Source organism: Nostoc sp. LEGE 12447 (assembly GCF_015206985.1).
Lineage (GTDB): Bacteria > Cyanobacteriota > Cyanobacteriia > Cyanobacteriales > Nostocaceae > Nostoc.
Window position 1 is genome coordinate 266,320 of sequence record NZ_JADEXT010000003.1, and the last position, 24,016, is coordinate 290,335.

The following is a 24,016-nucleotide window of genomic DNA, read 5'->3' on the forward strand; positions in this document are numbered from 1 at the left end:
ACAGATAAAAATTTAACTCTGCGTACCTTTGCGCTTCCCAGCCTGCGGCAAGCCGCAAAAGCGTCTACAGCGCCCCTCTGCGTTTCAAAATCATTATAAACCTTGACATTAACATTAATGTCAAGGTTTAGCCTGAGAGAGTCCCTATTAATTCACCTCTCATGCTCTACCCCCAACGTTTTACCCAATTCACCAGAGAACACACAGATACCGTAGCAGCCCTTTTATGTGGCTTGCTACTATTCTTTGGATGGTTCGCCCTGCATCTCGGTTGGTTGGGATTGGCATTTCTGCTGCTACCTGCTGCTTACGTAATTGGTGGTTATGAAAGTGCGCGGGAAGGATTAACTACCCTTTTCAAAGAAAAGGAACTTGATGTAGATTTGCTGATGATTGTGGCGGCGATTGGTGCTGCTAGTCTCGGCTTATGGCGAAGAGAATATCATCTAATTATTGATGGGGCAATTTTGATACTCATCTTCGCCATCAGTGGCGCACTAGAAGGCTATGCAATGGCGCGAACTGAGCGCAGTATCCGCAGTTTGATGAGCCTGACACCAGATACAGCAAGAGTTTTACTTCAGGGAAGAGAAGAAGAAATTCCTATTAGTCAGTTAAAAGTGGGTGATGAGATTGTCGTCAAACCTGGAGAGCTAATTCCTACTGATGGGATAATTTTATCTGGTTACAGTACTCTCAATCAAGCTGCAATTACAGGCGAGTCTTTACCTGTAGAGAAGACAGTGGGCGCAGAAGTATTTGCCGGCACACTCAACGGCTATGGTGCATTGCAGATTAAGGTACACAAACCAGCCCAAAGCAGTTTGATTCAGCGTGTGATTCGCTTGGTAGAACAGGCGCAGACAGAAGCACCACCTTCGCAAGAGTTTATCGATCGCTTCGAGAAGGGATATGCCAAAGTTATTGTAGTAGCCGGAGTATTACTGGCAACTTTACCGCCGTTTCTTTGGGGTTGGGACTGGGAAACAACAATTTATCGGGCGCTTACCTTCTTAGTGGTGGCTTCTCCCTGTGCGCTGATGGCTGCAATTATGCCCACGCTGCTTTCAGGAATCGCCAATGGTGCAAGACAAGGGATTTTGTTTAAGAATGGGGCGCAGTTAGAGAAAATTGGCAAAGTCCGTGCGATCGCATTTGATAAAACTGGTACTCTGACAACAGGACAGGTGCAGGTATTCCAAGTAATTGCAGCTAGTGAATACAGTCAAGAAAATGTATTAAAAGCCGCAGCTAGCGTGGAATCCTATTCAGAACATCCCATCGGTAAAGCAATTGTGCAAGCGGCTGGTGAAACAGTTCGAGTCTTCTCTGCGAGACGCTCCGCGAAGGCGGTTCCCGTCGAGTCGAAACCGTTGAACCCGAAGGGTGATTTGGATTTGGTTGGTGCAATCCAAGTGCAAGCTATACCTGGACAGGGAATTGTGGGAATTGCTCAAGAACAACAAATAATTGTAGGCAATGCTGTTTTTGTACAGCAGTATGTGACAAATTTACCTGAAGAATTGCAAGAAATGGCTCAATCTTTAGAGCAAGAAGGTAAAACTGTCGTTTGGGTAGCACAAGTAGGCAGGGGAGCAGGGGAGCAGGGGAGCAGGGGGGCAGAGGTGATGGGTGTAATTGCGATCGCAGATGAAGTAAGATCGCAAGCAGCAGCAACCATTTCTCGCTTGAAGCAACTGGGAATTGAGCAAATTGTCATGCTAACTGGAGATAATGAAAAAACTGCTCAAAGTGTCGCCAAAGCAGTAGCAATTGATCGGGTATATGCTCAACTTCTACCAGAAGATAAGCTTGATGTTATCCGCCTTTTACAGCAACAATATCAAACAGTGGCAATGGTGGGCGATGGAATTAATGATGCACCAGCTTTAGCCCAAGCATCTGTAGGTATAGCGATGGGAATATCTGGTAGTGATGTGGCATTGGAAACCGCAGATATAGTACTGATGGCAGACAAGTTAGAAAAAATTGCGGTGGCGATACATTTGGGGAGGCGATCGCAATCCATAGTCAAACAGAATATATTCGTAGCATTGGGTTTTATTGTGTTGCTCTTGATGGGCAACTTTTTAGGAAGTATTAACCTACCCATCGGCGTGATTGGGCATGAAGGCTCTACAGTATTAGTTACCCTGAGTGGTCTAAGATTGCTGAAATAAAGCACTCTTCTCTAACTGTCTAATCCGCTCCATTTGCAGAATGTTCCACTCATCTTCAGAAAAGGGTGTGCTAAACCAGGCATCTAATATTTCTTTTGCGATCGCTTCTGTAGTGGCACGTAAACTGAATACTAGGACATTCGCATGATTCCAAATACGTGCCCCACGTGCAGTTTCAGCATCATGGCATAATGCCGCACGTATCCCTAAAACTTTGTTGGCGGCAATAGATGCACCAGTACCAGTCCAACAAAAGACAATCCCCTCATCTGCTTTTTGGGTTGCTACTGCCAAAGCAACTTTACTACAACTGAGGGGCCAATCAACTTCTAAATCATTCTCAGCTAAGGAACCGAAGGGTATAACTTCATGCCCACGCTGCTTAAGTTCTTCAAGTACCCTATCAGTAAGGTTGGTGCGTTCATCACTGCCAATAGCGATTTTCATGCATTCCCCCTTAAAATTAGTCTTCCCCATCTCCTCATACTACGATGTTTATAGGAGACAGGGAACAGGGAAAAATTAATTACAAATTAGGAATTACGAATTAATTCTCACCTTTTGTTAAATATGCAGCACTTTTACCATCCAATGAAACTGCATCTGTTTGCAGTTCTTGATGCCGATTTGGTTTGATAAAGCGCTCTGTTGTTGTCTTAATCACGATATACAAAATCGGTACTACAAACAAACTCAAGAAAGTCGCAATTAACATTCCACCAAAAACTGCTGTTCCCAAAGATTGGCGACTACCTGCACCAGCACCTGTGGAATTAGCCAATGGGAAAATTCCTAAAAGAGTAGCAAAGGCAGTCATCAAAATTGGGCGTAACCGTTCTTGTGAAGCTTCAATTACTGCTTTAGTAATCGAAAGTCCTTGCTCTCGCAATTGGTTAGCAAACTCCACAATCAAAATAGCGTTCTTACTAGCCAAACCAATCAACATTACTAGACCAATTTGACAGTAAACATCATTAGAAAAACCCCGTAACGATTGAGCTACAAGCGCTCCAAAAATAGCTAAGGGAACTGATAACAGAATGATAAAGGGGTCAACGTAGTTCTCATATTGAGCAGCTAGCACCAAAAATACAAATACCAATCCTAATCCAAAGATTATGGGTGCTAAACCACCAGAATCTATTTCTTCTAATGCAGTCCCTGACCATTCATAGCCATAACCTGCTGGTAAAACTTCTTTAGCAACTTGTTCCATTGCTTTAATTGCGTCTCCAGAACTAGAGCCAGGGGCGGCGGCACCATTAATTTCAATTGAGCGGAACAGATTGTAGTGATTGATAGTTTGCGCTCCCACCGTCGAAGTAACTGTGACTAAGTTACTTAAAGGAATCATTTGATTCTTTTGAGAACGAACGTATAGTTTACCAATATCTTTTGGATTGGAACGAAACTGCTGATCTGCCTGGAGATACACGCGATAATTGCGCTGCTGGAGATTAAAATCATTTACATATTGCGATCCCAAAGCAGTTTGTAAAGTACTGAAGACATCATCTATAGAAACTTGCAATGATTTGGCTTTATTGCGGTCTACTTCCACAAGCAATTGTGGTGTATCTGCGGCAAAGGTACTAAATACAGCTTGTAATCCAGGTGTTTGATTAGCTTTACCTAGCAACTTACCCATCGATTGCACCAAATTTTCTAAGCCACCGTTACCTCTGCGGTCTTGCAGTTGAAAGACGAAGCCGCCAAAGTTGCCTAAACCCTGAATTGCTGGGGGGTTCACAGGGAAAACTCTGGCTTCTGGGATTGCCATCAACTTCCCTTGCAAGCTGCCAATAATCGCCTGTACTGATTGATCGGGTTTTGAGCGCTCATCCCATGATTTTAAAGTGGTAAATATGATGCCACTATTGGCTGTGCTACCGCTAAAACCAAATCCTCCGATCGCAAAAGTCCCCACTACTTCAGGAATTTGCAGAATTTCTTTTTCTACCTGTGCAATCACATCGCTGGTATATTGCAACGAAACCCCTTGCGGCCCTTGGATAATTGTGATGAAGTAACCTTCGTCTTCATCGGGTAGAAAAGCTGTTGGTACTGTCATGTACAGCCAAGCAGTCATTCCCAAGGAGACGATAAACAACCCAATGACGATACCTTTAATGCGTGCGAGAAAGGTAAGCGATCGCTTATAACTATGCTGTACCCAGTCGAGAAAGCGATTTATCTGGCCAAAAATCCAACCCAGCCAGCCTGAAGGTCTTTGTCCTTGACGCAGCAACACTCCACACAAAGAAGGTATCAGAGTCAAAGCCAAAAAAGTCGAAATCGCAATGGAAAAGGCGATCGTCAGCGCAAATTGCCGATAAAGTGCGCCTGTGGTTCCCGGAAAGAACGCCACTGGTATAAATACTGCCATCAATACCAGTGAAGTTGCAATCACTGCTCCAAAAAGTTCCGCCATTGATTCACTAGCGGCTCGGCGAGGATTTATACCTTTATCCTGAATAAAACGGCTGATTTGCTCTACTACAATGATCGCATCATCTACCACCATCCCTGATGCTAAAGTCAGACCAAACAAAGTCAAACTATTAATTGAAAAGTTAAAAACTTTGACGAAGCCAAATATCCCAATGAAGGAAAGCGGAATAGTAATTGCGGGAATTAAGGTAGTTCGCCAGTCCTGCAAAAACACAAAAATTACAATTACAACCAGCACCACCGATTCAATCAGGCTCTTCAGCACTTCTGCCATCGACTCTTCGACAAACGATGTCGTGTCAAAAGCTACTTGATATTTCATTCCTGGGGGAAAACTTGGAGCTAATCGCGCAATTTCGGCTTTGACTCCCTTGGCTACATCCAAGGCATTACTACCAGGAACCTGATAAATCCCTAAACCGACAGCATCTTTACCACGAAATCGTAGAAATGAACTGTAGTTTTCTGCACCCAGTTCTGCTCTACCGACATCTTTGAGCTTGACTAATGTGCCATCATCTCCAGTTTTGAGGACAATTTCTTCAAATTCTGATGGTTCTGCTAATCGGCTAGCAGCACGCACATCAAGTTGATACCTTTGTCCTTCAGGAGCAGGTTCTTGTCCAATTCTCCCTGCACCAACTTGCAAGTTTTGTTCAGATAAAGCATTCGCTACATCCTTGGTCGTTAGTCCCCGATTAGCAAGGCGACTCGGATCTAGCCACAAGCGCATTGCATAGCGACGTTCACCAAAAATTTGAGCGTTGCTCACACCTTTGACTCTTTTTAAAGCATCTGCTAAGTAAAGGTCGGCATAGTTACTTAAGAATGTATTGTCATACTCTTTATTTTCAGCGAATAAACCAATCGCTAAGAGGATGTTACTAGATTCTTTCGATACTCGCACTCCTGTGCGTTGCACAGAGTCTGGTAGTTGTGGTTGGGCAACAGAAACACGATTTTGCACATCCACAGCTGCAATATCTTTATCACGCGATGAATCGAAGGTGGCTGTAATGGTACTAGTACCATCGTTACTGCTGCTGGAAGTGAGATATCTTAGTCCCTCAACCCCGTTGATTTGCCTTTCTAAGATATTTGTCACTCCGCTTTCTACGACTTCTGCACTAGCTCCGCTATAGTTGGAAGTTACAGTGATTTGGGTGGGACTAATTTCTGGGAATCTTGCGATCGGTAGTGAGGGAATACTGATTAATCCTGTTAAAAGGATGATGATCGCACAGACCGATGCAAAAATTGGCCGCTTAATAAAGAAGTCAACAAACATAGTTTAAAAAATTGGGCTTTGGGTATTTGGCATTCGGTATTGGGGAATGGGGAATGGGGAATGGGGAATGGGGCATTGATCAATAATTAATAGTTATTCTCCCCCTGCTCCCCCTGCTCCCTGCCCCCTTGCCCCCTCCCTATGGCTTCTGACTACCAACTTCTTGCGGTGCGGGAGTGATGGGAGCGCCATTAGTTAGGTTGAGAATACCGGAAACAACAATTTTGTCTCCAGCTTTTAGTCCTTCGATAACTTGATAATTATTCCCCTCAATAACTCCCAATTTCACAGGTTTTTGTTGAGCAACTAAAGATGGCGCTCCAGCTTTCTTTTCTGCTGGTGCTTCAGCTTTTTTTTCTGCTGACGCTTCAGCGTTCTTCTCTGTTGGCGCTTCAGCTACAAATACAAATGTCTCCCCACCCAGGCGAGATACTGCTGTAACTGGAATTAAAATTCCCGGACGTTGGTTCCAGATCACTTTGGTTTGCACTGACTGGCGATTTACCAGTTGATTTCTAGAATTACCAAAGTTAGCTTTCACCAAAATTGTCTGCGAATCTGAACTAGCATCTGGAGAAATGAAGCTTATTTTACCCCTTGCTGCGGGTTCGCCTTGAGCGTTCAGCATTTGTACTGGTAATCCCAAGCGCAGCTTTTTGGCTTCTTCTAGGGGAACGGAAATATTTAGTTCTAAAGAGTCGTTTCTAGTAAGTGTAGTGAGTTGATCTGCTTTTTCTACATAATCTCCCACCTTTGTGGGAATATCGCCAACAGTACCAGTAAAAGGTGCCAGAACTTTTGTGTATTGTAGTTGAACTTGGGCTGCTTGGACTTGGGCCACTGCTTGAGTTACTTGCGATCGCGCTTGGGCAATTTCTTCTGGGCGGGAACCATTTTCTAGTTGCCTTAAGTTTTGTTTCTGTTGTTCCAAGGCTCCAGATAGCTCATTAATACTAGATTTTCTGCTTTGGCGGAGTTGGTCTAGGCGTTTCCGGGCTACAACCAAGGCAGCTTCAGCACTTTGCTGTTCTTTGACATATCCTTCTAAGGTATCTTCAGAAACTGCGCCCTCTTTTCTCAATTGTGCGTATCGCTTGGCTCGTGACTGTGCTAGTTCTACATCCGATTTAGCTGACTGAATTTGAGCCTCAGCCTGAGCAATTTCTTGTGGTTGCGACCCCGATTGGGCATCTCGCAAGCGAGCTTGGGCTTGGGTTAACTGCGCTCTAGCTTGGGCAACTTCTTCTTGTCGCGTACCTGCTTTGAGTTCAGCAAGACGTGCTTGAGCTTGTGCTAGTCCAGCTTTTGCTTGTAATAATTGCGCTTGGACACTATCACTTTCTAGGCTAATAATAACTTGCCCCTGTTGAACACGGTTGCCCTCTTGGATGAAAATCTGGGTAACTCGTCCTTCAACCTGTGGCTTGATGATTACCGAACGTGGAGCCTCTAAGGAGCCAATAAACTCCGAACTTTCTTGCACAGTTTCAGGTTGCACAGTCGCTAGCTTGACTGGAATTGCCATCGGTTGACCAGCAGCTGGCCCACCTGCTGGTGGATTACTAGCACTACTAGTTTGCCACCAGCGCCAACCAAAACCAATGCCTCCAATTAAGAGGATAATTCCCAAAATTAGAGGCCAACGACGCTTTTGAGGTGGTTTAGGCGATCGCTCTGGCAGTGGTTGTGGCTCTTGACTAGAATCAGTAACAGCAGGCTGTTCTATTTCAACTGGAAGCGGAGAATCAGGGAACTCAGAATGGGACATCTTCGGTTTCTCGTCTTGTGGATTTAGACTTGGGCAATCTACTCTTGACTAAAAAAGCATTATCTGAATAGTTTTTTTAGCCCTTTGTTTTGATGTTGATAACTAACAAATATGTATTTGGGTATTTGGGCGATCGCTCACGATGTCTAGTACCTAAAACAAACAAATATGCTTCATCACATTATGGTGATTTTGTACATTACTTAACTCCCATCATTTTTTTAAAGTGTAATTTATAAAACTTTTTTGGTCAGTATAAAACCATCACTTTCCGTCATAGAGAAAACACGGTTTATGTTGTTCCAAGGGAATCAATACAATCTTCTGCCTCCTGCAATGGCAAACTGCGTGATACCGTGTACAAATAAATTTAAACAAGTTTCGATGTAGTATTCATACTTGTAATCTAGTGTGGTAGAGATATCGCTAAAAACGCAGAATACCGTGAAACAATATACCCGTGGAACTATCTACAGATGCTTTTAAATCTATATCTGAAGATACTGCACCCTTATCTTGACTTTTTTGCAAGTACATAACCACCTAGCTCTTCGCGCAGCGATTAACGATTTGTTTGCTTTGTATAAAATCAGACATAACGCTTGGGGATTCTTCCATAAGCGTTTGCAAGCGCTTGCTTGCATTATAACCACATAGGAAACTAGATTTGTATAAGTTTAAAGATGAGTTTATCCCTCTTGAGTCGTATTGAATACTGATCTTAGGGAAGAAAAATGTACGGTGCAATGTATGGAGCGATGCATTCTCTATGAGAGGCTTCTCTGCGACACGCTGTGCGTAGCTTGCTTCTGAGTAGGAGTACGCCAACGGCGGGCTACGCCTACGTTGATTAATTCAGCTCTATTCATCAAGGTTGCAAGTTTCATTGAGTTATCCTCACCAAGAACAAAGTGCAATCAATACAGTGTTCTCTAGAATCCTATTTTTGAGCAGTCTTATCTTCCTACACTTAGGTCATCCAATCGGATGATTTTTAACTCACCCATTCGGGTGATTTAATTTATCCTAATCAGGGTTCTGTATATGTGAGTGAGTCATGCTCAATGCCCTTCAAGCATCCACAACTGATTCCTTAGAATCCAATTTCGGCAAGATACCCACAGTTGATTTTCGGTTAGCAAGAATATGATAAAAGAGCCACTCATACCGATCGAGTGCTTGCTCCAAAGAATAGTTTTCTTCGGCAAACTGTCTTCCCGCGTTACCTAGCTTCGTACAGAGAGTAGGATTAGCATATAAATCATGCACCGCAGCGGCCATTGCATCAGGCGATTCTGGCTCAACAATTATCCCACCACCACTGAGTTTGATCGCTCTAGCAGCAGTTCCAGTTGCAGGAACTGAACCCACAATTGGGCGACCACTTGCTAAGAGTAGTGGTATTTTTGAAGGCATATTGAACGAAATTACGTTGTGCTTTTGCACAATCAGCCCGACATCAGCTGCTGCTAGCATTTCAGGTAATTTTTCTCTCGGCTGCAATGGTAGCAGCAAAACATTATCTGCTCCATGTAATAGACAATATTCTTGCAACCTTTGCAATGCTGTTGATTCGCCGACAATGACAAAGATAATTTCTCTAATATGACGTAAGCAAACTGCTGCTTCTATTACTGTTTCTAAACCTTGAGTTAGAGCTATGTTGCCCGAATAAAGAACTATAAATCTCCCATCCAGTTGATGGCTAGATATCCAAGAGTTGTTCTTTTTCGGTAAAGGGTGGATGAAATTTACATTCACCCAATTAGGAATACAAACGATTTTATTAACAGGTACTCCCTTATTCACTAAATTCTCACGAAATCCATCGGCGATAACACTAATAGTGTGTGCAGTCCGATAGGCAAATTTCTCTAAAGCTGCAAGAGTTCGAATCATCCACTTGTTTTTCAAAAGCCCGATACGCACAGCAGCTTCTGGTAAAATATCTTGCACATTTAGAACTATTGGGCAGTTATATAGCCAACCAAATATTGTTGCTGGTAAGATACCTAACAAAGGCGGTACTGTTAAAATCATTACATCTGGACGTTCACCTCTAAAGGCTTGAGGTAAGCTTGTGAAAATAAAGCTTAACTCCAGCAACAGACGATCTAAAAGGTTAGGTTTAGACTTAATTCTGATGTAGCTTCGCTGAATGGTGACACCATTTTTTTGTTCAGTAACGTACCATTGACCCCGATAACCATCGTAAATTTCGCGCTCAGGATAGTTGGGCATTCCAGTAATCACCCGCACTTCATGACCTCGATTTACTAGTCCTTCTGCCAATTCAGTCATTAAGGGAGCAATTCCAATCGGCTCTGGATGATAGTTGTAGGAATATATCAGAATATGCATGAGCTATTTATAAATTTGGTAAATACACCCGGAGATAAGCGAATTTATTGCTAACTTCAATAGAAGCTGCAAATTTTATTATTTAATTTAGTTTTTGATTAAATTATGATTTTGAAAAATCAAAATTGTGATAAGCACTGCTGAAAAATTTTCTAGGTGGATTTTAACAGTTATTAGCGAACAATTATCAGTTTTTCGGGTTGGATAAAGTTTCCCAATCGTATATTTAAAAGTTACGCGTGTTAACTAATAAATTTTAATTGTTCACTTATTTAAATTCCTTCCTATATATGTGATTAGTTGTTCAGTTATTTAAAAGTGAATAGAGTTGTTAAATTTACACTGAGGGGATTGTAGCATGAGACTTAATATCATGCATATAACCTGCATTCCGCCTTGTGAACTGGCACATGAAGTATTTTTAACCAAGTAAATAATATTGCATTAATGGGTGAGAGTCCAGTTTTTTTAGTGGCTCAAAGGCACTAACTTTTTAACATTAGTGTGTTTAGTAGCTTCATATTTAAAACTGTAACTGGAAAAAACTTCAATGTATCGCAATTGACATCAACAGCTTTATTCGGGTTGTTAGCAACACTAGAGATACCTGTAGCGGGCTACACTGACGCAATACTAAAAAGTTGCACTGATTGCTATAGTCAAGACGATTTTAGCGAAAATACTTCTGATTATAATCGCTCGAATACTTGTCTTCATAAGTATTCGAGCGATCGCCAACCGATAAGGCTGGATGATAAAAGGGAAAAGGGGAAAGGGAAAAGGTTAAAGGGGAAAGGGATGATGATTATCGCGCCACTTGCGGGCGAGGTTTTTACCTTTCCCCCAACCCCAGTCCCCCTTCCCCTTCTTATAAACTCACCAGTTCACTGAACTATTGAAGCTAAAATAGAGATTCATTAAACTAAACTTGGCAACCTCTAACTAGAAAGCCTTACTTTCTAGCAAGAGGCTTGCTTTTTCTTCAGAGTTGAGCCTAAACCCAAGACCCCAAATGCCAGGAAACCCAGCAGAGAAGCAGGTTCAGGAACTTTGGATACCTGAATAGAACCAGAATTTTCATCTAGTGTTATTGAGGCTCCCTGTTGATTGACATCTTGACGTAATGCCAAAGATTCGCCAACCGTTCCCTGAAAGAAGTATTCTCCAATGACACCCGTCCCTCCTCCTATATTCAAGGGACCAAACAATTTCTGGGTGGCAGTATCAAAGTTGAAACTGAAGAAATCAGATTGTGATACCCCAGAAGTAACGGTGTTATAAGTTCCCAGAGGATTATTAGATGGGTCTAAGAAAGAGACATTCAAGGATTGTAAAAAGTTGGTGGCTCCACTGCCACTTTCTGAAATAATTGTCGGTGCTGTAGTCTCGTCGTAGCTGAATGAACCGACTGCGGAATAACCAGCATCTCCTAGCCAGTTAAAGTTAAAATCAATAGCTTGAGCAGGGTTGTTAGCACCAGCAGCGATCGCAGCACTAAGTACAGCACTGGTTGCTGTGGTAGCAGCGATTTTGGCAAAAATGTTTCTCACTGTTATATCTCCAAGATTTATTTGCATGATGCAAATATCAGTGCATCAAACAACACTAACTTTACGATAGAAATAAATATAAGTAAATACTACATGGGAGGTTGAGGTAAATATAACAACCAGATGAAGAAAAACACTTATTTTTTAAAGTTTTCGAGAAGATATCAAGTCTATTTAACAAACCTAAGCTCAAATTTATCTATTTTGATGTATGTAGCAAGGGTTATTACCTAAAAATCACGAGCGATCGCCTGAGAATAACTGATAAAGTTGAGCTACGCAAAGTTGAAAACAGTGACCTATGCCTGCGTTTCTATTAGAAGTTGGTACAGAAGAATTACCTGCAAGCTTTCTCAGTGATGCCTTAATACAGTGGCGAGAACGCATTCCCCAAAGTTTGGAAGCAAACAGCCTTCAGGGTGAAAGTGTCCAAGTGTACGGTACTCCCCGGCGTTTAGCGGTATTGATTAAAGGTCTACCATTCCAGCAAGCAGACCGAGAAGAAGAAATTAAAGGGCCTCCCGCCCAAGCTGCCTTTAAAGATGGTCAGCCAACAGCAGCAGCATTAGGCTTTGCCAAAAAGCAAGGTGTGGAACTAGATGCACTCTTCCTTCGCCCCACTGACAAAGGGGAATTTGTCTTTGTGCAAAAAAGAATTCCTGGCCGTCCTGTGGCGGAAATTTTGACAGAACTTGTTCAAGAGTGGATTTGGGGTTTAGAAGGTAAGCGGTTAATGCGTTGGGGAGATGGGGATGGGAGGTTTTCTCGACCAATTCGCTGGCTGGTAGCTTTGTTAGATGAGACGGTGCTACCGTTGGAATTGGTGAATGGTTCTAAAACGATTCAGAGCGATCGCATTTCTCAAGGTCATCGCGTCTTACATCCTGAACCTGTGACAATTGCCCAAGCGACTGATTACGTTACCGCCCTCAAGTCTGCTTATGTCACCGTTGACCCCGAAGAACGGGAAAACCTAATCAAAGAGCAAGTAAAGGCAGTAGCAGAGAGTTTAAGCGGGTATACAGTCATTTACCCCGATTTGTTAGCAGAAGTAACCAACCTTGTAGAATATCCTTCTACAGTTGTTGGTAAATTTGAACCAGAATTTTTGGAATTACCAACTGAAGTAATTACGGAAGTTATGGTAACTCATCAGCGTTATTTCCCTGTATTCAAACCAGGTAGTTCTGAGCAAGAATTATTGCCCAATTTCATCACCATTTCTAACGGCGATCCCAAAAAATCAGATATTGTTGCCGTCGGAAATGAAAGGGTAATTCGTGCCAGATTAGCTGATGGCAGATTTTTCTACGAAGCTGATTTAACTAAGCCTTTAGAAAGCTTTTTACCCCAGTTAGAAAAAGTCACCTTCCAAGAAGAATTGGGTTCGGTGCGTACCAAGATAGATAGAGTAGTCAAGATTGCCGAGCAAATTACCACCCAATTAAAATTAGCTGAAAATCAAAGCCAAAAAATCCAACGTGCTGCTTTATTGTGTAAAGCAGATTTGGTAACTCAAATGGTTTATGAATTCCCGGAATTGCAAGGCATTATGGGAGAAAAATATGCCTTAGCTAGTGGTGAAGATGCCGAAGTCGCAAAGGCAATTTATCAACATTATTTGCCAACGGGAGCCGGTGACAATTTACCCGAAACACTCACAGGTCAAATTGTCGGTTTGGCTGATAGATTAGATACCTTGGTAAGTATCTTTGGTTTAGGTTTAATTCCCTCTGGTTCCTCCGATCCCTTCGCTTTGCGTCGGGCTGCAAATGCTGTAGTTAAAATTACTTGGTTTTACAATTTGCCGATAAATTTAGATAGTTTATTGGCACAAATAGCAACAGATTTTGCCGCGAAATATCAAAAAGATCGGGCATCATTAACCACAGCATTACAAGAGTTTTTCTTACAACGTATCCGCACCTTATTGCAAGAAGAAAAGCAGATTGATTACGATTTAGTAAATGCAGTTTTGGGAGAAAATGACCCAGAATACACAGAACGGACGTTAAAGGATTTATTGGATGTCCGCGATCGCGCCTTGTACTTACAACAAATCCGTAACGACAGTACCCTAGATAACATCTACGAAACCGTTAACCGTTCCACACGATTAGCCGCCCAAGGTGATTTGGATACAAAACAGCTAGAACCGACAACCGTAGTTCGTCCAGAATTATTCCAAAAGCCCTCTGAAACAGCTTTGTATAATGCTTTGATCGAATCAGTACCGCAAACTCAAACAGCACAGCAGACACGAAATTATCAACTGTTAGTAGCAGCACTAGGAAAAATTGCTCCGACAGTTAGTAGCTTCTTTGATGGGCCAGATAGCGTTTTAGTTATGGACTCCGATCCAGAAATTAAGCGTAATCGACTACACTTACTGGGATTAGTTCGCAATCATGCCCGTGTTCTAGCTGACTTTGGTGCGATCGTCAAAAATCTGTAGCGTAAGTCAACAAAAAGTTGTGTAATTTTTGCCAATAGACGCTACTATAGGGAGTGCTTAACCAGGGACACTCTGCTGCAATCTATGTCCAAAGCTCATGTTATTGGATTGGGAAAGTCCGGTGTTGCTGCGGCGAGATTGTTGAAACGGGAAGGTTGGGAGGTAGAGCTGAGTGATGGCAACACCTCCAAAACCCTCCTAGAACAACAACAAGAACTCGCTGCCGAGCAAATAACCGTTAAACTAGGCCAATCCCTAGAATTGAATGGTGATAACTTACCCCAATTAATAGTTGTGAGTCCTGGCGTGCCTTGGGATATTCCCGTATTAATTAAGGCACGCCAATTAGGTATTGAAACCATTGGGGAAATGGAACTCGCTTGGCGAAATTTGCGATCGCTACCTTGGGTAGGAATTACAGGTACTAACGGTAAAACTACTACCACAGCTTTAATTGCTGCCATTTTTCAAGCAGCAGAATTAGACGCGCCCGCCTGCGGTAATATTGGCTACGCCGCTTGTGAAGTTGCCCTATCTGATAGGGGACAGGGGACAGAGGATAGGGGACAGAGGGATAAGGAAAGAGGTAGAGAAACTCCAATCCAAAATCATATTGATTGGGTGATTGCGGAGGTTAGCAGTTATCAAATAGAATCTTCCAGTTCTCTTGCACCCCGGATCGGTGTTTGGACGACTTTCACACCGGATCATCTTAGTCGCCATAAGACTTTAGAGAACTATTACAACATCAAAGCAAAGCTGTTGCACCAGTCCGAATTACAAGTGTTCAATGGTGATGATGCCTACTTGAGCCAACAAGGTTTAAGTGCTTGGCCTAATGCTTATTGGACAAGTGTGAGAGGAAAAGATTTCCTGATTAGCGAAAAAGGCTTTTACATTGAGGACGACTGGGTTGTGGAAAAATTGACTGCAACCTCTGTACCAGAACCGATTGTGAAAGTATCTACTTTGCGGATGGTGGGAGAACATAACCAGCAAAATCTCTTGATGGCAGTAGCAACGGCACGATTAGCGGGAATTAATCGTGATGCGATCGCACGTGCAATTCAGGAATTCCCTGGCGTTCCTCATCGCTTGGAGCATATCTGCACTTGGGAAGGTATTGATTTTATCAACGATAGCAAAGCCACCAACTACGATGCGGCCGAAGTTGGTTTAGCATCAGTGAAAAGTCCAGCGATTTTAATTGCTGGTGGAGAAGCTAAAGCAGGTGATGATACTGGCTGGCTAGCACAAATCCAAACCAAAGCTGCTGCTGTATTATTGATTGGCTCTGCTGCACCCGCATTTGCCCAACGCCTTCAAGAAGTGGGGTATTATTCTTACCACATTGTCGAAACTATGGAAAGGGCAATCCCCAGAGCGGCGGAATTAGCCAAGGAGTATGAAGCGCCTGTGGTGTTACTATCTCCAGCTTGCGCGAGTTTCGACCAATACCCCAATTTTGAGGTGCGGGGCGATGATTTCCGTCAGTTGTGCCTTGCTTGGGCGGGAGGAGTAAGGCTTCAATACAACTCGATTCTTTCGTCTTCCCTATAATTGATTCACTGTGTGGCTTACAGTTACACAGTGAATCAATTATGTAATCTAAAAGTGCGGTGCGATCGCATTATCAAAGAGACTTAAAATATTCTATAAGGATTGTTTAGAGCTAATTTAGTGGTTTTCTATAATTATGTTTTGCTATAATTTGCAACTTCAACCTCATGAGCGATGCTTGTAGGTTTAGGAATAGGTAAACCATCTTCTAGCATTCCTTCTATATGAAATTCAATCGCTTCTGCAATCATCTGCTTGACTTCTTCTAAAGTTTCACCCACAGCTACACAACCGGGTAAATCAGGGACATAAGCGCCATAGCTAGTTTCTCCCTTTTCAATCACAACTGTATAACGCATTAGTCTTCCTCTAATTGAGCTTGTCTCCAGATATTTTTAAGAGTACCAATTGGCACATCCACATTTGGTTTACCAGACACTGTTACAGTACTGGGCTTATCTGGATGTTTGAACTGTCGATGACTACCTTTAGTTCTAGCAAGATACCAACCATCAGCTTCTAGTCGTTTGATAACTTCGCGTACTTTCATGCTAACGCTTATCTGTATAGGTGAAATTTATATTACAGATAGAGTGTCTTATTGAGAAAGAAAAGTAAACGACATTGTGTCGTAATTTCTGTCCGTCATTTTGTCGTGGGTTTTGGCATTGGTAAGTAGATGGACAAAAACATTTCTCATGAATCGAGTGGCTCAAAATGAAATGCTAAAGTTAATAATCAAGCTTTTCCAGAGCTACATTCTCTCTCTCCCAGATAAAATTTATATATGAACGCTACACAAGAAAAACTAAAAGTTCAGCTTGAACAGGCTTTAGTCGAGGCTTTTGGCGCTGACTTCGCGGGAGTAGATCCAATTTTGGTTTCTGCCAGTAATCCTAAATTTGGTGATTATCAGGCGAATGTGGCTTTATCCCTGAGTAAAAAGTTAGGAAAGCAACCAAGAGCGATCGCAGGTGCGATCGTTGAGAAACTAGATGTATCCGAAATCTGCGAACCACCAGAAATTGCTGGGCCAGGATTTATCAATCTGAAACTGAAAACGGCATACCTGGAAGCACAACTAAACGCGATTCAAGCTGATCCCAGACTGGGAGTTCCATCAGCCAAAACGCCGAAGCGGGAAATTGTGGATTTTTCCAGTCCGAATATTGCCAAAGAAATGCACGTTGGACACCTGCGTTCTACCATTATTGGTGATTCCATCGCCCGGATTTTAGAATTTCAAGGACACGATGTTTTACGGTTAAATCATGTGGGTGACTGGGGTACGCAGTTTGGCATGTTAATTGCCTATCTGCGGGAAGTTTACCCAGACGCGCTTACCACCGCTAATGCTTTAGATATTGGTGATTTAGTTTCTTTTTACCGCAAAGCTAAACAACGCTTTGATACAGATACAGCTTTTCAAGAAACAGCACGCCAAGAAGTTGTCAGATTACAAGCAGGTGCAGAAGATACACTTCATGCTTGGAAACTGTTGTGCGAACAGTCACGGCGAGAGTTTCAAGTAATTTATGAATTGCTGGATATCAAGTTAACTGAACGGGGCGAATCTTTCTACAACCCCTTACTATCAGAAGTTGTAAAAGATTTAGATAAATCTGGCTTACTGGTAGAAAACCAGGGCGCAAAATGTGTTTTTCTGGAGGGATTTACAAATAGAGAAGGTGAACCTTTACCCTTGATTGTGCAAAAATCAGATGGCGGTTATAACTACGCCACAACTGATTTAGCATCCCTCCGTTACCGGATTCAGCAGGATGAAGCAAAGCGGATAATTTATGTAACTGATGCTGGACAAGGAAACCACTTTGCCCAATTCTTCCAGGTAGCACGCAAAGCCGGCTGGATTCCCGATGATGTGGAATTAGTCCATGTTCCCTTTGGGTTGGTATTAGGAGAAGATGGGAAGAAATTCAAAACTCGTTCTGGGGATACTGTGCGGTTACGAGATTTATTAGATGAAGCTGTTTCTCATGCCCATGCTGACCTAAAAAGCAGATTACAAAAAGAAGAACGTCAAGAAACTGAAGAATTTATTAATGAAGTTGCTAGGGTAGTTGGAATTAGTGCAGTTAAGTATGCAGATTTAAGCCAAAATCGCACCAGTAACTACATCTTCAGCTACGACAAAATGCTGGATCTCAAAGGTAATACTGCGCCCTACATGCTGTATGTTTATGCGCGGATTCATGGGATTAGCCGCAAGGGTGATATTAACTTTAAAGAGTTGGGAAATAATGCCGTTTTGTTGCAGCATGAAACAGAATTAGCGCTAGCAAAATATTTACTTCAACTGGATGAAGTTATTAGTAGTGTAGAGCAAGACTTACTGCCTAATCGTTTATGTGAGTATTTGTTTGAACTGAGTCAGAAGTTTAACCAATTTTACGATCGCTGTCCCATACTACAAGCCGAGGAACCGCAGCGAACATCTCGGTTGGTTCTGTGTGATTTGACTGCTAGAACTCTGAAGTTGGGATTATCTTTGTTGGGAATTCAGGTGTTGGAGAGAATGTAATTTTTTAACGCATAGGCGTTTCTCTACGAGACGCTACGCGAACGCCTTCCCGCAGAGTAAGAGTTACGCTGATTTTTTCTTTGTGTCGTTTGTCTCTTCTCTACGACAAGCTACGCGTTAGCGTCTCTGAAAGTAGAAGCCTTTCGCAGAGAAGGCGGTTTGTTAATCAGAAGTGCTGTACTTGGTTGCATCGGTGAGATTTTGTCATAGATTTCCGATAACGACGAAAACCCGTGTATTGCTAAAATCAGGCAATGGTCATCAACGCTGAAACATACTGATAAAAGACAGGCAGGATAAAAGGTGACAATCGAAATCTACGTCAGCACTGATATAGAAGCGGATGGCCCTATCCCTGGGCCCCATTCCATGCTTAGTCTTGCCTCAGCTGCGTATACCGCAGACAAACAATTGGTTGGGACTTTTACAGCTAATTTAGAAACCTTGCCAGGGGCCCAAGGACACCCCAAAACTATGAAATGGTGGGCAGAACAGCCAGATGCTTGGGCAGCTAGTCGAGCCGACCCCCAGCCCCCTCTAAAGGTCATGGAGTCTTACCACGCCTGGCTTGTGGCTTTACCAGGTAAACCGATCTTTGTTGGTTATCCAGCCGCCTATGACTTTATGTTTGTCTACTGGTACCTGATCAACTTTGTGGGCGATAGCCCCTTTAAATTTTCGGCATTGGATATCCGTTCCTATGCGATGGCATTCTTGAAACAAAGCTACAGTGAATCTGGCAAGGATAATCTACCTGCTGCATGGTTAGAAAATCTTCCATTGGCTCACATTGCCTTGGATGATGCCATTCAGCAAGGGAAGTTATTCTGTAATCTTTTGCAAGCGAATCTACAGCGTTAAGTAAGATAGCTATGCGATCGCACTTATAAGATTTTGTAACAGATTTCCGATAACGACGAAGCCTGATTCATTGTTATCGGAAATCCCTTACTCCTTTGAGAAACCGAGGATCTTGCCCTATACCTGAGTACCTTCGATATAAGCCTTAATGGTGGGTAACGCCGTCATCTTCTCATAGAAGAAATTGTTGACTATTTTCATCACTTCCGCCTGGGCTACTTCTACTTCGGAACCAAGGGGAGTGCCAGATTCTTGGCGGCACAAACTACGATATAAGCGCAGCAAATGACGCACGATTTCTAACTCCTCTTCCCCCTCCAAAACCTTGACGGCTGCCACAATCAGTTCATCTGCCTGATTGAGAACGCTATCGAGATCAAACACAGCACTATTGTCCCTAGCTTGTTGCACAGTTCCCATTAATGCGTGGACTTGGTAAAGCAGTGCCGTAGGTTCGTCGAACAATTCACGCAGAAACGCTGCTTCCTCGTAACGCCCATTCAGCCGAAAGATGTTGTACATCCGCTTGGCTGCTTTGCCGTAGTTGAGGTGTTTACCTTGTTTGACATATTTTTTGACTTCCTTTTCCAATACCGCCACATAATCATCCATGACATCGGCGGAGGCTTGCTTCACCAGTTTGGAAAAGATGGGAGCGGATTCAGCATCTAGGTAAACTTCTTGAAAATAGCCGTCCAGATAGCCGTCTAGTGCTGTGATAGTTCCATCTGGTGCTTCCCAGGTAACATCTACCACGTTGCTGGCATTGGACAATTGACTGCGTATTGTGTCAGCAACAACCCATTCCAGCTTACACCAAGACCAGTTAGGGTCTTGGGCTACGGCATCCCAGGTCAGCACTAGAGGATTGCCCTCTAGGTCGTTTACCTCAATCTGACCGGCAATCACCTCATCGGGTTGCCAGTTAATTGGCGAACCAGCACGTCTGGTGTTTTCTCCCCGAACCACTTGTTGGGGATAGGCACCAAAGTTCACATCAATTAACTGATAATTTGGGCCAGACAAGGTGTTAAGTGCCTTATCCCGAACCAGTTTGCCCAGAATCTCGGAGGCTTCGCTACGAGTAGGTGCAATGATATTCACCCGCTCGAAGTAGTCACAGTCACCAGGATAAGTCTGAATTTTAGATTGAGCCGCAGAACCAGAGATCGCCAACGCGGTTTCTACAATACCAGGAATGTCCTCAAATTCGACGATTTTGCCAATGGCGCGAAACCGTGCCAACTCTTGCGGATCAAAATCCAACATGGTGACTTTGTGCCCAAAAGCACCTGTGTCTTTGTCTACGACAATATCACTGTCGCCTGTGGCCTCGGTGATGGAATTCATCCAACGTTCTAATTCTTGCTCATTGAGTTGAACCCCTAAACGATTAGCTGATTCAACGATACGGCTACGTGCATCTAGAGTTTGATCCTGTATTTTTGTCATAGTTAATTCATGATTTTATTTTGTGATTATACCTTTATAGATGATTTCAATAAAAATACTTTTTGCGATCGTAATTAAAGAATATTTATGGAATATTAAGTTTGATAAAATACGGGTTATCTCACAGTGATTGCATAAGAAACAAGCGGCTAAAGCTTTCTATATAAGGTCTACGACGTAAGTAATTGCTATGCTTTTGTTGAATCTGGTTTTCGGATAAATATTTTTGAAGAGAGAAAAATTAATAACGCTAAATATTTTATGTCCTAACTTTATGTTCATATCCTGATGATTATTTTTTAAATAAAGAATGTTGATAAATAGCCATTTTCAAAATAATTAGGAGATAGCCGACACAAATAAAGTTAACTATTTAAGGTTGTCGCTTTTCCGTTTTCGTTCTTCCTTGCTCAGGGTTTCAAATATATTTAGCTTTTGTAATATAGTTATATTTATTCCCACTTACTTAGTTAGCGATCGCTAATTAAGTTATGTGCCAAAAAGATTTATTCCGCTAAGGTGTCGAGGCGGCGATCAAAAGCATAAGGATGAACCCAAAAAGAGACCTAGGCTGTAAAGCAGAGGTCTTTCGCTTTCAGAACGTTGTAAAATTCATTAGCAACGTAAAACGCTGATATGGTTAATTTAGTGGCTTCTGCGCCATCAATGCCAAAATAGCAAGTCAATTGCCAATTCCATACTGACAATTATTGTTACTCCTATACCTAAAATGCGATGCCTACGGCGGGCAAAGCCAACGCCAATATTCTCAATATTTAGTTGCAAACCTAAATATCTAATGCTGGGCCAAAAATTTTCTTTATATTATGCAAGGTTTTAGGAGAACTTTTCCCAAGATTGGGCAACTAATTGGCTCAACCAGCGACGTTGTTGCTGATCCAGCATTGGATCATCTGCTAGCAACTGAGCGGTTAATTCTTCCAAAGATTGACCCTGAGCGCGGACAATTTTAATGACTCCAGCGATCGCAGCTGCAACGAGTTCTTCATCAATTGGCTGTTGTCGCAGGGCAACAATTTCTTGGGGACTGTCTGGAATGGGATAATTCATAGCGTGGGTTTACAGAAATACAAAATGAACAATAAATTCAACAAATTCTTAAAATTTCTTTACTGAATCTTTACGAAACTAGTTGCGCGGAGTTTACCTTATTTTGTGCCTTCATAAAATCTGTCTTAGTGAGTAGATTGATCGGAGATGTCAGGAAACGATGAGAGAAATCCTTTATTTAGAAGTTCCAACTCCAGATATAGAAACTGTGCGTAGCTGGCTACAAACAGATTTTGAACCTGGAAATGGAGAAAAAGTGCTTACTTCGGAAGGCTTTCGCCTCAAAATACCCAGTGCGAAGACACCTGCTGGGGCGGCTCTTTCCGAAAACTTGCCTGTAGAACTTTCGGTATTTGTCTGGTCAGTGCAGCGAACTACCTATCTGAAAGTGTTTCGTTGGGCAGAACAACCCTTTCCCAGTGAGGGACAAATTCTGCAACGCCTAACCAAAGAAATCAGAAGCCGTTTTCCACATCATTATCCAGAACCACCAGCGATTGATTTATCCCAAAAATCGATTTTTGCCGCTTTAGCCTCTGCTTACCCCCTCACCGTCAAGTATTTTCAGAAAATGCCCAACGGTGAATACGATCTAACACGTGCCTACTGGTGGGAACAACGATGGCGCGAAGGAGTACGAAATCCGCAGAGTCCGCGTCAAGTTGTGTTTTCCAATCAAGGGGACAGGGGACAGGGGAGCAGGGGAGCAGGGGAGCAGGGGAGCAGGGGAGCAGGGAGAGATGGAAAAATAATATCTTCATCATCCTCCTCATCCCCTACTTACGACCTGATTTATATCGGCGGCGCATTAGGCGTGATTCATGCAGCATTGATGGCAAAACTAGGATATAAAGTCCTGCTGGTGGAACGAATGCCCTTTGGCCGGATGAACCGAGAATGGAATATTTCTCGCGATGAGATTCAAAGCTTGGTTAACCTGGGTCTAGTCACCCCCGCTGAGTTAGAAACCATCATTGCTAGGGAATACAAAGATGGTTTCAATAAGTTTTTTGATGCGAACAATCCATCCAAACTGCGATCGCCCGTTCTGCACACACCCACAGTCCTAAATTTAGGCTTAGATTCCGAAAAATGGCTCCAAATGTGTGGGCAAAAGCTGCAAGCGGCAGGCGGCGAAATCTGGGATGAAACAGAATTTATGCGTGCAGATATTGATATATCACAAGTTCTGTTGCAAGTCAAGCACTTACCTAGTCAGGTTGAAAAACAAGTAAGTGGAAGACTGCTAATAGATGCAATGGGAACTGCATCACCCATCGCTTGGCAGTTAAATGGTGGTCGTGCCTTTGATAGCGTATGCCCAACAGTAGGTGCGGCAATTGAGAGCGGATTTGAGCCGGGAGTATGGGATTCGCAATATGGAGACGTTCTTTATAGTCATGGGGATATTTCGCGGGGAAGGCAGTTAATTTGGGAACTGTTTCCCGCAGCAGATGACGAATTGACCATTTATTTATTTCATTACCATGAGGTCAATGCTGAAAATCCTGGTTCCTTGCTAGAGATGTACGAGGACTTTTTCACAATTTTGCCAGAGTATCGCAGGTGCGATATGGACAAATTGGTGTGGAAGAAGCCGACATTTGGGTATATACCGGGGCATTTTAGTGTAGGAAGTAGCGATCGCACAGTTGCCTTCGATAGATTGATTGCGATCGGCGATGCCGCATCACTCCAGTCTCCACTCGTCTTCACCGGTTTTGGTTCGCTAGTTCGCAACTTAGAGCGCTTAACAACACTGTTGGATACTGCTCTCAAACACGACTTATTGAGTTTCCGCCACTTGAACCAAATTCGGGCTTACCAAAGCAACGTTTCCGTGACTTGGCTATTTTCCAAAGGCATGATGGTACCCACTGGGAAATTCTTACCACCCCAGCGCATTAACTCCATGCTCAACACCTTCTTTGGACTGTTAGCAGATGAACCCCAAGAAGTAGCAGATAACTTCATCAAAGATAGGTGTGATTGGTTAACCTTTAACCGCCTAGCACTCAAAGCAGCTAGGAAAAATCCTGCCTTACTTTTATGGATTTGGGAACTGGCCGGGCCTAGAGATTTAATGCGATGGCTTGGTAGTTATTTCAATTTCGGTCGTCATGCTCTCGTTAGCGCTTTACTAAGCCCCTGGTTTGGGCGCTTCTTAAACCGGGTAGGTTTTTGGCTAGAACCCCGAAATCCTGGCTTGTGGCTGTGGCTATTGGCGATTAATTATGCGATCGCCACAGGCAAACCGCGATCGCGCTCTCAAGTAGCAAAGGCAAACCCAGAAGCCGTAATTCCGAAATCAGAAGCAAGGATTCTCAATTAGTCATTGGTCATTGGTCATTGGTCACTTGTAGTGAGTTTCGACTGCGCTCAACTACCGCGTAGTTGTAAAGCCTGCGGCATAGCTACGCCTAGGCGCAGCCTCTCTAAGAGTTGTATTAGTCATTGGTCATTGGTCTTAGTATTTA

16 protein-coding genes are annotated in these 24,016 nt (G+C 42.9%); 6 read left to right on the top strand and 10 right to left on the bottom strand.

The window, feature by feature from the left end:
- Positions 1-161 precede the first annotated feature (161 nt).
- Positions 162-2,180: a heavy metal translocating P-type ATPase gene (locus tag IQ274_RS05800; protein ID WP_194141673.1), complete on the top strand. Its 2,019-nt coding sequence runs from the start codon at positions 162-164 to the stop codon at positions 2,178-2,180.
- Here the strand turns inward: IQ274_RS05800 and IQ274_RS05805 are convergent.
- From IQ274_RS05805 to IQ274_RS05825, 5 genes are all read right to left on the bottom strand, one after another.
- Positions 2,163-2,627 carry an RpiB/LacA/LacB family sugar-phosphate isomerase gene (locus IQ274_RS05805; protein ID WP_163929899.1) on the bottom strand — a complete coding sequence of 155 codons (465 nt, stop codon included), beginning with the start codon at positions 2,625-2,627 and terminating at the stop codon, positions 2,163-2,165. The genes IQ274_RS05800 and IQ274_RS05805 overlap by 18 nt on opposite strands.
- A gap of 100 nt (positions 2,628-2,727) precedes the next feature.
- Entirely contained in the window at positions 2,728-5,919 is a 3,192-nt protein-coding gene (locus IQ274_RS05810) for an efflux RND transporter permease subunit (protein ID WP_194141674.1), read from the bottom strand.
- Between the two features lie 139 nt (positions 5,920-6,058).
- Positions 6,059-7,687 (bottom strand): efflux RND transporter periplasmic adaptor subunit, encoded by a 1,629-nt coding sequence (locus tag IQ274_RS05815; protein ID WP_194141675.1) that lies wholly within the window; start codon positions 7,685-7,687, stop codon positions 6,059-6,061.
- A gap of 1,071 nt (positions 7,688-8,758) precedes the next feature.
- Positions 8,759-10,048: a glycosyltransferase family 4 protein gene (locus tag IQ274_RS05820; protein ID WP_194141676.1), complete on the bottom strand. Its 1,290-nt coding sequence runs from the start codon at positions 10,046-10,048 to the stop codon at positions 8,759-8,761.
- A 959-nt stretch (positions 10,049-11,007) separates the two neighbouring features.
- On the bottom strand, positions 11,008-11,598 hold the full coding sequence (locus tag IQ274_RS05825; protein WP_194141677.1) for a PEP-CTERM sorting domain-containing protein: 591 nt from the start codon (positions 11,596-11,598) through the stop codon (positions 11,008-11,010).
- Positions 11,599-11,899: 301 nt separating this feature from the next.
- On the opposite strand from IQ274_RS05825, the gene glyS reads away from it, so the two are divergent.
- Positions 11,900-14,053, top strand: coding sequence for a glycine--tRNA ligase subunit beta (gene glyS, locus IQ274_RS05830; protein ID WP_194141678.1), 2,154 nt, complete (start codon positions 11,900-11,902; stop codon positions 14,051-14,053).
- A gap of 84 nt (positions 14,054-14,137) precedes the next feature.
- Complete coding sequence (murD, locus tag IQ274_RS05835; protein ID WP_194141679.1) at positions 14,138-15,613, top strand: UDP-N-acetylmuramoyl-L-alanine--D-glutamate ligase; 1,476 nt, start codon at positions 14,138-14,140, stop codon at positions 15,611-15,613.
- Between the two features lie 134 nt (positions 15,614-15,747).
- Here murD and IQ274_RS05840 read toward each other — a convergent pair whose 3' ends face one another.
- Both IQ274_RS05840 and IQ274_RS05845 read right to left on the bottom strand, forming a co-directional pair.
- The gene (locus IQ274_RS05840; RefSeq protein WP_163938245.1) at positions 15,748-15,972 is read right to left on the bottom strand and encodes a type II toxin-antitoxin system HicB family antitoxin; all 225 of its coding nucleotides are present in this window, start codon (positions 15,970-15,972) and stop codon (positions 15,748-15,750) included.
- Complete coding sequence (locus IQ274_RS05845) at positions 15,972-16,163, bottom strand: type II toxin-antitoxin system HicA family toxin (RefSeq protein ID WP_163938248.1); 192 nt, start codon at positions 16,161-16,163, stop codon at positions 15,972-15,974. The genes IQ274_RS05840 and IQ274_RS05845 overlap by 1 nt, the downstream gene beginning before the upstream one ends.
- A 237-nt stretch (positions 16,164-16,400) precedes the next feature.
- Here IQ274_RS05845 and argS point away from each other — a divergent pair, with 237 nt between their 5' ends.
- Positions 16,401-18,155, top strand: coding sequence for an arginine--tRNA ligase (gene argS / locus IQ274_RS05850; RefSeq protein WP_194141680.1), 1,755 nt, complete (start codon positions 16,401-16,403; stop codon positions 18,153-18,155).
- Positions 18,156-18,458: 303 nt separating this feature from the next.
- On the top strand, positions 18,459-19,016 hold the full coding sequence (locus IQ274_RS05855) for an exonuclease (protein WP_163938254.1): 558 nt from the start codon (positions 18,459-18,461) through the stop codon (positions 19,014-19,016).
- A 117-nt stretch (positions 19,017-19,133) separates the two neighbouring features.
- Here the strand turns inward: IQ274_RS05855 and IQ274_RS05860 are convergent, their stop codons facing one another.
- From IQ274_RS05860 to IQ274_RS05865, 3 genes are all read right to left on the bottom strand, one after another.
- Positions 19,134-20,468: a hypothetical protein gene (locus IQ274_RS05860; RefSeq protein ID WP_190934298.1), complete on the bottom strand. Its 1,335-nt coding sequence runs from the start codon at positions 20,466-20,468 to the stop codon at positions 19,134-19,136.
- A gap of 663 nt (positions 20,469-21,131) precedes the next feature.
- A complete protein-coding gene (locus IQ274_RS37250) occupies positions 21,132-21,254 on the bottom strand; it encodes a hypothetical protein (RefSeq protein ID WP_265578517.1) in 123 nt (40 codons plus the stop codon).
- 51 nt (positions 21,255-21,305) lie between these two features.
- Positions 21,306-21,539 carry a hypothetical protein gene (locus tag IQ274_RS05865; protein WP_114081902.1) on the bottom strand — a complete coding sequence of 78 codons (234 nt, stop codon included), beginning with the start codon at positions 21,537-21,539 and terminating at the stop codon, positions 21,306-21,308.
- Between the two features lie 160 nt (positions 21,540-21,699).
- Between IQ274_RS05865 and IQ274_RS05870 the strand changes: the two genes are divergently transcribed.
- Complete coding sequence (locus tag IQ274_RS05870; protein ID WP_194141681.1) at positions 21,700-23,871, top strand: NAD(P)/FAD-dependent oxidoreductase; 2,172 nt, start codon at positions 21,700-21,702, stop codon at positions 23,869-23,871.
- Positions 23,872-24,016 lie beyond the last annotated feature (145 nt).

What these genes read in the sequence shown, in the direction of transcription:
- IQ274_RS05815 (WP_194141675.1), bottom strand. Translation starts at nt 7,687, where the DNA reads ATGTCCCATTCTGAGTTCCCTGATTCTCCGCTTCCAGTTGAAATAGAA.
- IQ274_RS05870 (WP_194141681.1), top strand. Translation starts at nt 21,700, where the DNA reads ATGAGAGAAATCCTTTATTTAGAAGTTCCAACTCCAGATATAGAAACT.
- glyS (WP_194141678.1), top strand. Translation starts at nt 11,900, where the DNA reads ATGCCTGCGTTTCTATTAGAAGTTGGTACAGAAGAATTACCTGCAAGC.
- IQ274_RS05810 (WP_194141674.1), bottom strand. Translation starts at nt 5,919, where the DNA reads ATGTTTGTTGACTTCTTTATTAAGCGGCCAATTTTTGCATCGGTCTGT.
- IQ274_RS05820 (WP_194141676.1), bottom strand. Translation starts at nt 10,048, where the DNA reads ATGCATATTCTGATATATTCCTACAACTATCATCCAGAGCCGATTGGA.
- murD (WP_194141679.1), top strand. Translation starts at nt 14,138, where the DNA reads ATGTCCAAAGCTCATGTTATTGGATTGGGAAAGTCCGGTGTTGCTGCG.
- IQ274_RS05865 (WP_114081902.1), bottom strand. Translation starts at nt 21,539, where the DNA reads ATGAATTATCCCATTCCAGACAGTCCCCAAGAAATTGTTGCCCTGCGA.
- IQ274_RS05845 (WP_163938248.1), bottom strand. Translation starts at nt 16,163, where the DNA reads ATGAAAGTACGCGAAGTTATCAAACGACTAGAAGCTGATGGTTGGTAT.
- IQ274_RS05840 (WP_163938245.1), bottom strand. Translation starts at nt 15,972, where the DNA reads ATGCGTTATACAGTTGTGATTGAAAAGGGAGAAACTAGCTATGGCGCT.
- argS (WP_194141680.1), top strand. Translation starts at nt 16,401, where the DNA reads ATGAACGCTACACAAGAAAAACTAAAAGTTCAGCTTGAACAGGCTTTA.
- IQ274_RS05860 (WP_190934298.1), bottom strand. Translation starts at nt 20,468, where the DNA reads ATGACAAAAATACAGGATCAAACTCTAGATGCACGTAGCCGTATCGTT.
- IQ274_RS05805 (WP_163929899.1), bottom strand. Translation starts at nt 2,627, where the DNA reads ATGAAAATCGCTATTGGCAGTGATGAACGCACCAACCTTACTGATAGG.
- IQ274_RS05800 (WP_194141673.1), top strand. Translation starts at nt 162, where the DNA reads ATGCTCTACCCCCAACGTTTTACCCAATTCACCAGAGAACACACAGAT.